12 protein-coding genes are annotated in these 12,975 nt (G+C 70.9%); 5 read left to right on the top strand and 7 right to left on the bottom strand.

What is annotated here, in order from left to right; translation table 11 throughout:
* Nucleotides 1–5 precede the first annotated feature (5 nt).
* Together OG199_RS20960 and OG199_RS20965 are read right to left on the bottom strand one after the other, a co-directional pair.
* Nucleotides 6–1,838, bottom strand: a complete 1,833-nt coding sequence (locus tag OG199_RS20960) for an NHL domain-containing thioredoxin family protein (RefSeq protein ID WP_405830757.1) — start codon at nt 1,836–1,838, stop codon at nt 6–8.
* Between the two features lie 42 nt (nt 1,839–1,880).
* Nucleotides 1,881–2,273: a cupin domain-containing protein gene (locus OG199_RS20965; protein WP_356800548.1), complete on the bottom strand. Its 393-nt coding sequence runs from the start codon at nt 2,271–2,273 to the stop codon at nt 1,881–1,883.
* Between the two features lie 51 nt (nt 2,274–2,324).
* Between OG199_RS20965 and OG199_RS20970 the strand changes: the two genes are divergently transcribed.
* Both OG199_RS20970 and OG199_RS20975 read left to right on the top strand, forming a co-directional pair.
* Nucleotides 2,325–3,428, top strand: a complete 1,104-nt coding sequence (locus tag OG199_RS20970; protein WP_405830759.1) for a GlxA family transcriptional regulator — start codon at nt 2,325–2,327, stop codon at nt 3,426–3,428.
* Nucleotides 3,425–3,919, top strand: a complete 495-nt coding sequence (locus OG199_RS20975; RefSeq protein WP_356800550.1) for an LURP-one-related family protein — start codon at nt 3,425–3,427, stop codon at nt 3,917–3,919. Before OG199_RS20970 ends, OG199_RS20975 begins: the two co-directional genes overlap by 4 nt.
* Before the next feature lie 232 nt (nt 3,920–4,151).
* On the opposite strand, the gene OG199_RS20980 is transcribed toward OG199_RS20975, so the two are convergent.
* Complete coding sequence (locus tag OG199_RS20980) at nt 4,152–4,946, bottom strand: carbon-nitrogen family hydrolase (protein ID WP_356800551.1); 795 nt, start codon at nt 4,944–4,946, stop codon at nt 4,152–4,154.
* Between the two features lie 144 nt (nt 4,947–5,090).
* On the opposite strand from OG199_RS20980, the gene OG199_RS20985 reads away from it, so the two are divergent.
* Nucleotides 5,091–5,915 carry a maleylpyruvate isomerase family mycothiol-dependent enzyme gene (locus OG199_RS20985; protein WP_356800552.1) on the top strand — a complete coding sequence of 275 codons (825 nt, stop codon included), beginning with the start codon at nt 5,091–5,093 and terminating at the stop codon, nt 5,913–5,915.
* Between the two features lie 139 nt (nt 5,916–6,054).
* On the opposite strand, the gene OG199_RS20990 is transcribed toward OG199_RS20985, so the two are convergent.
* On the bottom strand, nt 6,055–7,359 hold the full coding sequence (locus OG199_RS20990; RefSeq protein WP_401806551.1) for a nitrate/nitrite transporter: 1,305 nt from the start codon (nt 7,357–7,359) through the stop codon (nt 6,055–6,057).
* Complete coding sequence (locus OG199_RS20995; protein WP_356800554.1) at nt 7,356–8,039, bottom strand: GntR family transcriptional regulator; 684 nt, start codon at nt 8,037–8,039, stop codon at nt 7,356–7,358. Before OG199_RS20995 ends, OG199_RS20990 begins: the two co-directional genes overlap by 4 nt.
* 232 nt (nt 8,040–8,271) lie before the next feature.
* On the opposite strand from OG199_RS20995, the gene OG199_RS21000 reads away from it, so the two are divergent.
* A complete protein-coding gene (locus tag OG199_RS21000; RefSeq protein ID WP_266700372.1) occupies nt 8,272–9,168 on the top strand; it encodes a D-alanyl-D-alanine carboxypeptidase family protein in 897 nt (298 codons plus the stop codon).
* A gap of 311 nt (nt 9,169–9,479) precedes the next feature.
* The gene (locus OG199_RS21005; RefSeq protein ID WP_405830763.1) at nt 9,480–10,436 is read left to right on the top strand and encodes a Bro-N domain-containing protein; all 957 of its coding nucleotides are present in this window, start codon (nt 9,480–9,482) and stop codon (nt 10,434–10,436) included.
* Nucleotides 10,437–10,543: 107 nt separating this feature from the next.
* Here OG199_RS21005 and OG199_RS21010 read toward each other — a convergent pair whose 3' ends face one another.
* Together OG199_RS21010 and OG199_RS21015 are read right to left on the bottom strand one after the other, a co-directional pair.
* The gene (locus OG199_RS21010; protein ID WP_356800556.1) at nt 10,544–11,983 is read right to left on the bottom strand and encodes a dihydrolipoamide acetyltransferase family protein; all 1,440 of its coding nucleotides are present in this window, start codon (nt 11,981–11,983) and stop codon (nt 10,544–10,546) included.
* Between the two features lie 10 nt (nt 11,984–11,993).
* The gene (locus OG199_RS21015) at nt 11,994–12,974 is read right to left on the bottom strand and encodes an alpha-ketoacid dehydrogenase subunit beta (protein WP_356800557.1); all 981 of its coding nucleotides are present in this window, start codon (nt 12,972–12,974) and stop codon (nt 11,994–11,996) included.
* Between the last annotated feature and the right edge of the window lies 1 nt (nt 12,975).

Here is a 12,975-nt window from a genome sequence, read left to right on the forward strand (position 1 = left end):
GCGGGTCAGTCGTCCATCCCCGCCAGCACCAGCGGCAGCCGCGGCGCACCGTCCGCGGTGAGGCGGACCGGCACACCCCAGTCCTGCTGGTGGACATGGCAGGCCGGGTACTCGTTCGACGGATCGTCGTCGCAGGACGCGGCCATCGCGGAGACGTGCAGGACACCCTCCGTGACGGCCGGGTTCAGCTCCAGGGCCCGGGAGAGATCCGTGCCCGCCCCCTCGCCGTCGAGCAGCAGCTCGGGCGGGGTCGAGGAGACGAGCAGCCGGGTGGACGGTCCGTAGCGGGTGTCCAGCTTCTGGCCCGCCGGAGCCTGGAAGATCACGTCCAACCGGAGCCCGCCCGGGGCGACTTCGGTGGCGGCCCGCTGCGTGCGATGGGCCACGGACTCCACCCTCACGGCCTCCTCGGGCAGACGCAGCCGGGTCAGCCGGTGCCGGGCGGACTCGACGACCACGATGTCGTCCCCGACCAGGACCGCGTCGCTCGGCTCCCGCACGTCCGTGGCCAGCGTGGTCACTTCACCCGTCGCCGGGTCGTAGCGGCGCAGCGCGTGGTTGTACGTGTCGCTGATGGCGACCGAGCCGTCGGGCAGCGCCGTGACCCCCAACGGGTGCTGGAGCAGGGCCTGTTCGGCGGCGCCGTCACGGTGCCCGAAGTCGAACAGGCCGGTGCCGACGGCGGTGTGCACGGTGCCGTCGAGGCCGACCCACCGCAGCGCCGAGGTCTCGGAGTCGGCCACCCAGAGCCGGTCGGCGGTGGCCGCCAGCCCGGACGGCTGGGCGAACCAGGCCTCGGCCGGCGGCCCGTCGACGAGCCCCTCGTTCGTCGTGCCCGCGGCGACCTCGACGGTCCCGTCCGCCGGGTCGTACGCCCACAGCTGGTGCACCCCGGCCATGGCGATCCAGACCTTGCCGCCGAAGACCGCCACGTCCCACGGCGAGGACAGGTCGACCTCGCGCGCCGGGCCGGACGTCGGCGATCCCTGCCACCACTGCCGGCCGGTCCCCGCGAGGGTCGTGACCTCGCCGGTCGCGAGGTCGACGCGGCGCAGGGCGTGGTTCACGGTGTCGGCCACCACGACCGACCCGTCGGCGTCCAGCAGGGCCAGCCCCTGCGGCTCGCTGAACCCCGCCGTGTCGGCCGGTCCGTCCACGAAGCCGCGCCCGCCGGACCCGATGCGCCGCACGACCGTCTCGCCGTCCGCCTCGAGTTCCACCAGCTGATGCCGGGTCGTGTCGCTGACCAGGAAGTTCCCGTTCGGAAGGGCGAGCGCCTTGCCGGGGAAGCGGAGCGCGGTGGGCTCGGGCTCCGGCGCCACATAGGGCCCGTCCCCGCGCCGCAGCGTCCCCTTGGCCGCGTGCTCGGCCTCCAGCTCCTCCACCAGCCGGGCGATCGCGTGCGCGTGCCCCTCCCCGGCGTGCTGCGCGACGACGTACCCCTCGGGGTCGATCACCACGAGCGTGGGCCAGGCCCGCACCGCGTACTGCTTCCAGGTGGCGAGCTCGGGGTCGTCCAGCACCGGGTGCTCGACGCCGTACCGCTCGACGGCGTCGACCACCGCCTGGTGCTCGGCCTCGTGCACGAACTTCGGCGAGTGCACCCCGATGATCACCACGGTGTCCCGGTGCTTCTCCTCCAGCTCCCGCAGCTCGTCCAGGACGTGCAGGCAGTTGATGCAGCAGAAGGTCCAAAAATCGATGACAACGCACTTGCCTCGCAGGTCGGCGAGGGTGAGTTCGTTGCCTCCGGTGTTCAGCCAGCCGCCCTTGCCGGTCAGCTCGGGGGCGCGGACACGGACACGGCGGGGCGCGGGGGCGGGGGCGGCGTCGTTCATGCTTCAAGCATGCCATCCGGGCAGGAACGCGCCGCCGGCCGCTCAGCCGAGCGCATGCCCCGTGGTGGCGTCCACGTGGTCCGGGATCTCGTCGTGGTGGTCGCCGACGGTGAGGGTGCCCGTGGGTTCGAACAGCAGGATCGCGGCGCCCGTCGGCGCGCTCGGCTTGTGTGCGGTGCCGCGCGGGACGGTGAAGACGGAGCCCTTGGGGAGGACGACGGCCCGCTCGCCGGCCGGCTCCCGCAGGGCGATGGTCAGCTCCCCCTCCAGGACCAGGAAGAACTCGTCCGTGTGGTCGTGCGTGTGCCAGAGGTGCTCGCCCTCGACCTTGGCCACGCGCACGTCGTAGTCGTTGACCGCGGTGACGATGCGGGGGCTCCACAGGTCGGAGAAGGAGGCGAGGGCGGCGGGCAGGGAGACGGGTTCGTTGGCCATGCGGTCATCCTCGGCCTGGTCCGGCGGGTCCACGAGTGCTAGAAATCGCACATGCCGCAAGGATCCTCGCACCCCGCCCTCGGAAGCACCCCTGGAGGCACCTCCGGGTCCGCGATCGGAGTCGCTCCCGGTGCCGCCCCCGAGGCCGTCCCCGAGGCCGCTCCCGGCGCCGTCCCCGGGACCGGCGCGCACCGGGTCGTCCTGATCGTCGACGAGAACTCCAACCCCTTCGAGATGAGCTGTGCCATCGAGGTCTTCGGGCTGCGCAGGCCCGAGCTGGGGCGGGAGCTGTACGACTTCCGGCTGTGCGCGGTCTCCGAGCGCACCCGGATGCGGGACGGGTTCTTCACGCTCGCCGACGTCGCCGGGCTGGACGCGGCCGAGGACGCCGACACGCTGATCGTGCCGAACCGGCCCGACACCGACGCCCCGCGTTCCCCCGAGGTCCTGGACGCCATACGCCGGGCGCACGCGCGGGGCGCGCGGCTCATCGGATTCTGCTCCGGCGCATTCACACTCGCGGAAGCCGGGCTGCTGGAGGGGCGGCGGGCGGCCTGCCACTGGATGTGGGCGCCGTCGTTCCGGGCGCGCTTCCCGGGGGTGCGGCTGGAGCCGGACGTGCTGTTCGTGGACGACGGCGACATCCTCACCGCGTCCGGCAGCGCGTCGGCGCTCGACCTCGGGCTGCACGTCGTACGGCGCGACCACGGCGCCGAGATCGCCAACGCCGTCAGCCGGCGGCTGGTCTTCGCCGCGCACCGCGACGGCGGGCAGCGGCAGTTCGTCGAGCGCCCCGTGCCCGACGTACCGGACGAGTCCCTCGCGCCCCTGCTGGCCTGGGCACAGGAGCGGCTCGGGGAACCCCTCACGGTGGCCGGCCTCGCGGCGCACGCCGCACTCAGCCCGGCCACCCTGCACCGGCGCTTCCGGACCCAGCTCGGGACCACCCCGCTGGCCTGGCTGACCGGGGAGCGGGTGGCCCTGGCCTGCCGCCTCATCGAGCGGGGCGAACACCGGATCGAGGTCGTCGCGCGGCGCAGCGGCCTCGGTACCGCCGCGAACCTCAGGGCTCGGCTGCGGCGGGAGACGGGACTGAGCCCATCGGCCTACAGACGGCGTTTCGGACCGGCCACGGGGGAATCCGTGACGGTATGAGATTCCTCGTGCGCGACCGGCTCCTCGGCTTCGGTGACGACTACTGGATCGAGGACGAGCACGGCAACAAGGTGTTCCTCGTCGACGGCAAGGCGATGCGGCTGCGGGACACGTTCGAGCTGAAGGACACGCGCGGGCGCGTCCTCATCGACATCCACCAGAAGATGTTCGCCCTGCGGGACACGATGGTCATCGAGCGGGACGGCGAGACGCTGGCCACCATCCGGCGCAAGCGGCTGTCCCTGCTGCGCAACCACTACCGGGTGGCCCTGGTGGACGGTACGGAGCTCGACGTCAGCGGGAAGATCCTGGACCGGGAGTTCGGGATCGACTACGACGGGGAGCTGCTGGCGCAGATCTCGCGGCGGTGGCTGCGGGTGCGCGAGACGTACGGCGTCGACGTCGTCCGGGACGACGCGGACATCGCGCTGCTGATCGCGGTGGCGGTCTGCGTGATCCACCTGGCGGAGAAGGAGCACGGCGGGGACTGACCCGGCCCGTTGCCGTGCCGCGCGCGTCGGCCACGCAACACGTAAAGGGAGCCGGCCCGCGCAGGTCACCCGCGTCAACGGCGTGCGGTCACCGTCGCACGGGCCTCGGCGGCGGACGCCGGTACCGTGCATCAACGGCGCAGGTCACTGTCGCGGGCGTGCGTCGCAGGCCCTGGTACCGCGTCAATGCCGTGCGCCACTGTCGCGTGCCTCGGCGGCGGGCGTCGGTGCGTCAGCCGCGTGGCGGTGCGAGGCCCAGTACGCGGTCCTTGAGCGCCGGGAACTGTTCCCTCGTCGTCGCCACCTTCCCCGGGTCGAACTCGACCGTGAGGACCTCCTCCCCGGAACCCGCCTCCGCGAGGACCTCGCCCCAGGGGTCGACCACGATCGAGTGACCTGCCTGGGGAACGTCCGCGTGGGTGCCGGCCGTTCCACAGGCGAGTACGAACGCCTGGTTCTCGACCGCCCGGGCCTGGGCGAGAAGGGTCCAGTGGCCGCGGCGGCGCTCGGGCCAGCCGGCGGGGACGACGAAGGTCTCGGCGCCCGCGTCGACGAGCCCGCGGAAGAGCTCCGGGAAGCGGAGGTCGTAGCAGGTGGCGACGCCGACGGTGGTCTCCGGGAGGCGGACCGTCACCAGGTCGCCGCCCGCACCCATCAGCACGGCCTCGCCCTTGTCGAAGCCGAAGCGGTGGATCTTGCGGTAGGCGGCGGCCAGGTCGCCGGCGGGCGAGAAGACGAGGGAGGTGTTGTAGAGCGCGCCGTCCGGGGCGCGTTCCGGGATCGAGCCCGCGTGCAGCCACACGCCCGCGTCGCCCGCCGTCTTCGCCATGACCTCGGCCGTCGGTCCGTCCAGGGCCTCCGCCTCCGCGGCGAACGACTCGTAGGCGAACGCCCCCGTGGTCCACAGCTCGGGCAGCACCACCAGATCCACTCCGGCTTGTTCTCGTACCAGAGCGGCCACCCGTTGCCGACGCGAATCGACCGATTCGGTGGCTTTTACGTCGATCTGGAGCAGAGAGGCGTGCACACTACCACCGTCCTGGCATTCGAGCCGTCCATACGGGCCTACGATCGTCACACGAAAGCACTGCCGGGGTGCCTCACAGCAGCGTAACTTAGCGTTCCAAGACACCCACTGCCCGCGTACCGACCGCCCGAGGGGTCCCGTTCCGTGAGTCTGCATCCGAGCCTTCAGTCCTACGCCGACGCCTGGACCCACTCCATCGATGCGATATCCGAGTTGGTGTCGCCGCTGGTGGAGGGCGAATGGAACCGGCGGACGCCCTGCCCCGGCTGGTCGGTACGGGATCTGGTGTCGCACGTGATCGGGCTCGACTGCGAGATGCTGGGCGATCCGCGGCCGATCCACACGCTCCCCCGGGACCTGTTCCACGTCACGAACGAGCACCAGCGCTACATGGAGATGCAGGTCGATGTGCGCCGCCACCACACGGCGCCCGAGATGACCTCCGAGCTGGAGTACACGATCATCCGCCGCAACCGTCAGCTGCGGAACGAGACACGGCAGCCGGACACCAAGGTGCGCGGTCCGCTCGGCACCGAGGTGACCCTCGAACACGCCATGCTGAACCGCGCGTTCGACGTGTGGGTGCACGAGCAGGACCTCCGGGCCACCCTCGGCCGGCCGGGCAACCTCGACTCCCCGGGCGCGCAGATCGTCCGCGACCAGCTGCTCGCCGCGCTGCCGAAGGTGGTGGCCAAGGACGCGGGGGCGCCCGCGCAGTCGGCGGTCGTCTTCGATGTCCACGGGCCCGTGGAGTTCCTGCGCACGGTCCGCGTCGACGCCGAGGGGCGCGGCTCGATAGACGGTGCCCCCTCTCTCGGCCCGGCCGCCACCCTCACCCTCGACTGGGAGACCTTCTTCCGGCTGGCCTGCGGGCGCGTGACCCCCGAAGCCGTCTCCGACCGCATCAAGACCGAGGGCGACCCGGACCTGACCACGGCGATCCTCCGCAACTTCACGGTCACGCCGTAACGAGGAGCGGGCCCGAGCAATCCGGGGCCCGCGGCAACGGCGCCGGAAAAAGCGGCGCGGACCCGGTCGCCTCCGCCCGAGCGAAGCCGACGGCTCGGGGGAAGGGTGGGGGCGGCGGGGCGAGGAGCCCCGGCGGTGACTACGCCGGTACGTGCACCGTCTCCACCCGGCTCGCGACCAGCCGCTCTCGTTCCCTGCGCGCCGCCTCCTTGCGCAGCCGGAAGATCTGGCTCAGCCCGACCGCCTGAAGGACGAACACCGCGGAGAACGCGATCCGGTAGTTGTCGCCGGTCGAGTCCAGGAGCACCCCGATCGCGAACAGCGTCGTCATGGAGGCGACGAAACCACCCATGTTGGTGATCCCGGACGCGGTCCCCTGCCGCTCGGGCGGATTCGCGGGCCGCGCGAAGTCGAACCCGATCATGGAAGCCGGGCCGCAGGCCCCCAGCACGGTGCAGAGCGCCACCAGCAGCCACATCGGCGCGTGCTGCGCGGGGTAGGCCACGGCGCTCGCCCAGGCCACCGCGGTCGCCGACACCGTCCCGAGCGCCAGGGGCAGCCGCGCCGCGTGGTGCCGGGCGACGATCTGCCCGTACACGAGCCCGACGAACATGTTGGACAGGACGACGAGGGTGAGCAGCTCACCGGCCGTCGCCCGCGACAGTCCCTCCGCCTCGACCAGGAACGGCATGCCCCACAGCAGCAGGAACACCATCGCCGGGAACTGCGTCGTGAAGTGCACCCACATGCCCAGCCGGGTGCCGGGCTCGCGCCAGGACGCCAGGATCTGCCGGCGCACATAGGCGGCTCCCTGGTGCGGGAACGGCTCCGGCTCGTGACCCTCCGGGTGGTCCTTGAGGAAGAGGAGCAGCAGGACGAGGACGACCACGCCCGCGAACGCGCTGCCCGCGAACGCCGCCGTCCAGCCGACCCCGTGCAGCAGCCGCGCGATCACGAGGGTCGACACGAGGTTGCCCGCCATGCCGACGAGCCCCGCGAGCTGAGCGACCAACGGCCCGCGGCGGGCCGGGAACCAGCGGGTGCCCAGCCGCAGCACGCTGATGAACGTCATGGCGTCCCCGCAGCCCAGCAGCGCCCGCGAGGCCAGCGCCATCCCGTACGAGGACGAGAACGCGAAGCCCAGCTGTCCCGCCGTGAACAGCAGGACGCCGAAGGTCAGCACGCGCTTGGTGCCGAGCCGGTCGACGAGCAGCCCGACGGGTATCTGCATGCCGGCGTAGACGAGGAGTTGGAGGATCGAGAAGGTGGAGAGCGCGGAGGCGTTCACATGGAAACGGTCCGCGGCGTCGAGCCCGGCCACCCCGAGCGACGTACGGAAGATGACCGCGACGAAGTAGACGGCGACACCGATGCCCCAGACGCCGACGGCGCGGCGCCCGCCGGGTGGATCACCCGGCAGTGACACGGCCGAGTGGGAGCTCATCGCACCTCTCCCCGCGCCAGGTTCGAGAACCAGCTGACGTGGCGGTGGACGATGTCGACGGCCGCCTCCGCGTCGCCGGACCGCAGGGCTTCGAGGATCTCCTCGTGCTCGGTGAGCGTCTTGGTGATCCGGTCGGGGTGCGCGTGCATGACGGCCACTCCCATCCTCAACTGACGGTCGCGGAGCTGGTCGTAGAGACGGGAGAGGATCTCGTTGGCGCCACTGCGGACGATCTCCGCGTGGAAGCAGCGGTCGGTGACGGCGGCGCCCGCCAGGTCGCCCGCGGCGGCCTGTTGCTTCTGCTGGGCGAGGAGTTCCTCCAGCCGCGCGATGAGCCGCGGCGCGGCCGGTACGGCCTTGCGGACCGCGTGCTCCTCGACGAGCTGGCGGGTCTCGACCACGTCCGCGATCTCCTGCGCGGAGACGGGCAGGACCAGGGCGCCCTTCTTCGGGTAGAGCCTGATCAGGCCCTCGACCTCGAGCCGGAGCAGCGCCTCGCGCACCGGTGTACGGGACACCCCGACGGCGTCGGCGAGTTCGCCCTCGGTGAGCAGCGTCCCCCCTTCGTAACGGCGTTCCAGGACACCCTGCTTGACGTGGGCGTAGACCCGCTCGGCGGCGGGTGGCTGTTTCACCGGAGGGACGGCGGGCGGGGCGGACACGGGTGGGGCGGCAGGCATGCGCACATCATAGATACAACACGCACGCATCACGGTCGCCCGTCCAGGATGCGGACCGGCGCGACCCGACGGCTTCTCAAGCGTTCACCTTGGGGCTCCCGACGTAACCCACGTCACATCATTCAGTTCGCTTTTCCGTGCATCCCTTTGGGCGCGTGGGGAGTCCGTACGTGAGACGGCACTGCCATGTGCCGTTCTCCCAGGGGCATTTCGCGCATTCGGAGCGTTCATTTTGATTACCGGCATTAAGGGCACGCGTTTCCGCAGGGCCGCCGCTGTGACCGTCACGACCGGCGCCGTTCTGGCCGCCGGAGCCTTCGGCGCGGCACCCGCGGGTGCCGTGACCACGCCCACGATCGCCGCCAAGGGCGGCTACGTGATGAACAACGGCACGGCCAAGACCCTCTACACCAAGGCCGCTGACACCAGGCGTTCCACCGGTTCCACCACCAAGATCATGACCGCCAAGGTCGTCCTGGCGCAGTCGAACCTGAACCTGGACGCCAAGGTCACCATCCAGAAGGCCTACAGCGACTACGTGGTCGCCAACAACGCCTCCCAGGCCCACCTGATCGTCGGCGACAAGGTCACCGTCCGTCAGCTCCTCTACGGTCTGATGCTGCCGTCCGGCTGCGACGCCGCGTACGCGCTCGCTGACAAGTACGGCTCGGGCTCGACCCGTGCCGCCCGTGTGAAGTCGTTCATCGGCAAGATGAACAGCACGGCGAAGTCCCTCGGTCTGACGAACACCAAGTTCGACTCGTTCGACGGCATCGGCAACGGCAACAACTACTCGACCCCGCGCGACCTGACGAAGCTCGCCAGCAGCGCGATGAAGAACAGCACGTTCAAGACGGTCGTGAAGACCAAGTCGTACACGGCGAAGACCGTCACGAAGACCGGCGGCACCCGCACCATGGCCGCGTGGACCAACACCAACGGTCTGCTCAGCAGCTACAGCGGCACCATCGGCGTGAAGACGGGCTCCGGCCCCGAGGCCAAGTACTGCCTCGTCTTCGCCGCCACCCGAAACGGCAAGACGGTCATCGGCACCGTCCTCGCCTCGACGTCCATCCCGGCCCGCGAGTCGGACGCGAAGAAGCTGATGAGCTACGCCTTCGCCAAGTAGTTCCTGACACGGGGACGACGACTTCCCGGCGTGAGGGAAAGGGGCCTGCCGCGCATCGCGCGACAGGCCCCTTCGCCGTACTGCTGTCTTCGTCGCGCCGAGCCCGGCCGACCGGCGAGACGGCCGCTTCGTCCCGCGCGACCCGCGTCCTCCCTCGGCCCCCACCCGCGCTCGTCGCCGGCCGCCTTACACGTGGCAGTGATCCCGCGCGGCGCATTCGATGATCTTTCCCTCGCAATCATGAACACCCCTGCGCCCGGCTGGCATATTCGATTTCGTCCGTCCTAGGTTCCGCGACGGAGGTGGTTCACATGAACGAACCCAGCAAGCGGCCCGACTCGGCCGAGCGGCGCGAGGCGATCGACATCAGCGACTTCGTGTTCGCGGCGACCGGCGACCGGATCCGGAGGCTGACCATGCCCGGCGGAGGCCACTGGTTCCCGGCGGTCGACGTCTGCAAGGAGTTGGGGCACACCAACTCCCGGAAGGCACTCGCCGACCACGTGCCCGAGGAGCACCGAGACAATCTCGAGACCGTAACTGGAAGTTACGGTCTCGGCGTTCCCGCAGGCAGGACATGGCGTCGAGACTTGCAACTGATCGACCTCCAGGGTCTGATCCTTCTTGTCAACGCCTGCACCAAGCCCGCCTGCGCCCCCTTCAAGCAGTGGGTCGCGGAGGTCATCGAGACCGTCCAGCGGGAGGGTTCCTACCGCCTCGAAGAGGCCGAGGTGCAGTCCGCCGAACTGGGCGCGCCCATCGCCTACGCCATGCCCGAACAGGTCGCCGAGGCCATCGTCCGGCTGGAGGAGCACAACCTGCGGGCGGACGAGCGGCACGCCCTCGCGCAGCAGGAGTCGCTCGCCCTGCAACGGACCATGGTCGAGATGCAGCGCGCCACGCTCGTCACACAGCAGGCTGTCGCCCAGGCCATGGAACGCATCGCGGACCGACTCGATGTGCTGGCGCTCGATCGTCCGGCGCCCATCGCCGCGTTCTCCGCGCACCCGACCGCCGAGTCCGTACTGGCCGACTGGCGGCAACGGCTGAGCGTGACATCCGATGTGTGGGCGGTGGCGGTGGTGATCGTGCCGGTACTGGTCGACGAGGGCGAGCTGCGTCAGCCGTTGGAGGCCATCGCGGCCCGTACCGGGCTCTCCGTACAGCGCGTCGACGACTGCCTGCGGATGCTGCGCAAGCACGCCTGCATCCACTCCCGGGGAGGCGGTGCGAACGGAGCGCCCGTCTACGTGCTCAACCGTTCCTGACCGTGGCGCGGGCGGAGGGGTCGGTCGCAAGACGAATTTGCGGCCGGCCCCTCCGTGGTGAACCTATCCGATCGGCGCGTTCCTCACGTGCGGATCCACTATCGGGTTCACGCCCAGGTGATCAGCCGCTTCGGCTGCTCCAGGATCGCCGCCACGTCGGCGAGGACCTTGGAGCCGAGCTCGCCGTCGACCAGGCGGTGGTCGAAGGAGAGCGCGAGCGTCGTCACCTGCCGCGGCTTCACCTTGCCCTTGTGGACCCAGGGCTGGAGCTTGATCGCACCGATCGCGAGGATCGCCGACTCGCCGGGATTGAGGATCGGCGTGCCGGTGTCGACGCCGAAGACGCCGACGTTGGTGATCGTCACCGTGCCGCCCTGCATCGCGGCCGGTGAGGTCTTGCCCTCGCGGGCCGTCGCCACCAGCTCGCCCAGGGCCTCGGCGAGCTGGGGGAGCGTCTTGGTGTGCGCGTCCTTGATGTTCGGGACGAGCAGACCACGGGGTGTGGCGGCGGCGATGCCCAGGTTCACGTAGTGCTTGAGGACGATCTCCTGGGCTGCCTCGTCCCAGGAGGCGTTGACGGCCGGATTGCGCTTGATCGCCACCAGCAGGGCCTTGGCGATGAGCAGCAGCGGGTTCACGCGGAGACCCGCGAGCTCCTTGTCCTGCTTGAGCTCCTCGACGAGCCTCATCGTGCGGGTCACGTCGACCGTCACGAACTCGGTGACGTGCGGGGCGGTGAACGCCGAGCCGACCATCGCGGTGGCGGTGGCCTTGCGGACACCCTTCACCGGGACACGGGTCTCCCGCACCGCGTCGTACGTGGCGACCGGGGCGGCCGCCTGGACGCGGGCGACCGCCGCGGTCTCCTCGACGGACGTCTGCGGGGCCGGCACCGGTGCGGGCGCCACCGCCGCGTGGACGTCCTCGCGCGTGATGATGCCGTCCGGGCCGGACGGTGTGACCGTCGTCAGGTCGACCCCGAGGTCCTTGGCGAGCTTGCGGACCGGGGGCTTCGCCAGCGGGCGCGGCCTGCCGTGTCCGTTGAGCTCGCCCTGGATCGCGGTCGCGGCCCGGAACACCTCGGACGGTTGCGCGGGAACCTCGGTGCCCTTGCGGGGCCGGCGCTTGGTGGAGGACTCGGCCACCCCGTACCCGACGAGGACCGGTGTGCGGCCCTCGGGCTTGGGCTCCCCGGCGGGAGCCGCCGGGGACTGCGGGGCCACGGGGACGGGCTCGGCGGCCGGAGCCGCCGCGGGCGCCGCCTGCACGGGCGCCGCTCCTCCGGACACGTCCACCGCGATGATCACCTGGCCCACGTCCACCGTCGTCCCCTCGGGGAAGCGGAGTTCGCGCACCACGCCGTCGTACGGGATGGGCAGCTCGACCGCGGCCTTGGCGGTCTCGACCTCGCACACGACCTGGCCGTCGGTGACGGAGTCACCGGGCTGGACGTACCACTTGAGGATCTCCGCCTCGGTGAGTCCCTCGCCCACGTCGGGCATCTTGAACTCGCGGAGCCCCGACGCGTTCTCAGTCATCGTCGTCACGACCCTCTCCTCAGTACGCCAGCGAGCGGTCGACGGCGTCGAGCACCCGGTCCAGGCCCGGAAGGTACTCGTCCTCCAGGCGTGCCGGCGGATAGGGGGCGTGGTAGCCCCCGACCCGCAGGACGGGTGCCTCCAGGTGGTAGAAGCACCGCTCCGTGATGCGGGCGGCGATCTCCGCGCCCGTGCCCAGGAACACCGGGGCCTCGTGCACCACGACCAGGTGGCGGGTCTTCTCCACCGAGGTCTGGACGGAGTCGAAGTCGATGGGCGACATCGAGCGCAGGTCCAGGACCTCGATCGACCTGCCCTCCTCCTGGGCGGCCGCCGCGGCCTCCAGGCAGACCTTCACCATCGGGCCGTACGCGGCGAGCGTCAGGTCGCTGCCCTCACGGGCCACGACCGCCTTGTGCAGCGGGCCGGGGATGGCGTCGGTGTTGACCTCGCTCTTGTCCCAGTAGCGCCGCTTGGGCTCGAAGAAGATCACCGGGTCGTCGCTCTGGATGGCCTGCTGCATCATCCAGTAGGCGTCGCTCGCGTTCGACGGGGAGACCACCTTGAGGCCCGCGACGTGCGCGAAGAGCGCCTCGGGGGACTCGGAGTGGTGCTCCACCGCGCCGATGCCGCCGCCGTAGGGAATGCGGATGACGACGGGGAGCTTGATCTTGCCGAGCGCCCGCGCGTGCATCTTCGCGAGCTGCGTGACGATCTGGTCGTACGCCGGGAAGACGAAGCCGTCGAACTGGATCTCCACCACCGGGCGGTAGCCCCGCAGGGCCAGGCCGATCGCCGTGCCGACGATGCCCGACTCGGCGAGCGGGGTGTCGATGACCCGGTCCTCACCGAAGTCCTTCTGCAGGCCGTCGGTGACCCGGAAGACACCACCGAGCTTGCCGACGTCCTCGCCCATGATCAGGACCTTGGGGTCGGTGTCGAGGGCCGTGCGCAGCGACTCGTTGATCGCCTTGGCCAGCGCCATCTTTTCCGCAGCCATC

This window comes from Streptomyces sp. NBC_01176 (genome assembly GCF_045039825.1).
Classification (GTDB): domain Bacteria; phylum Actinomycetota; class Actinomycetes; order Streptomycetales; family Streptomycetaceae; genus Streptomyces.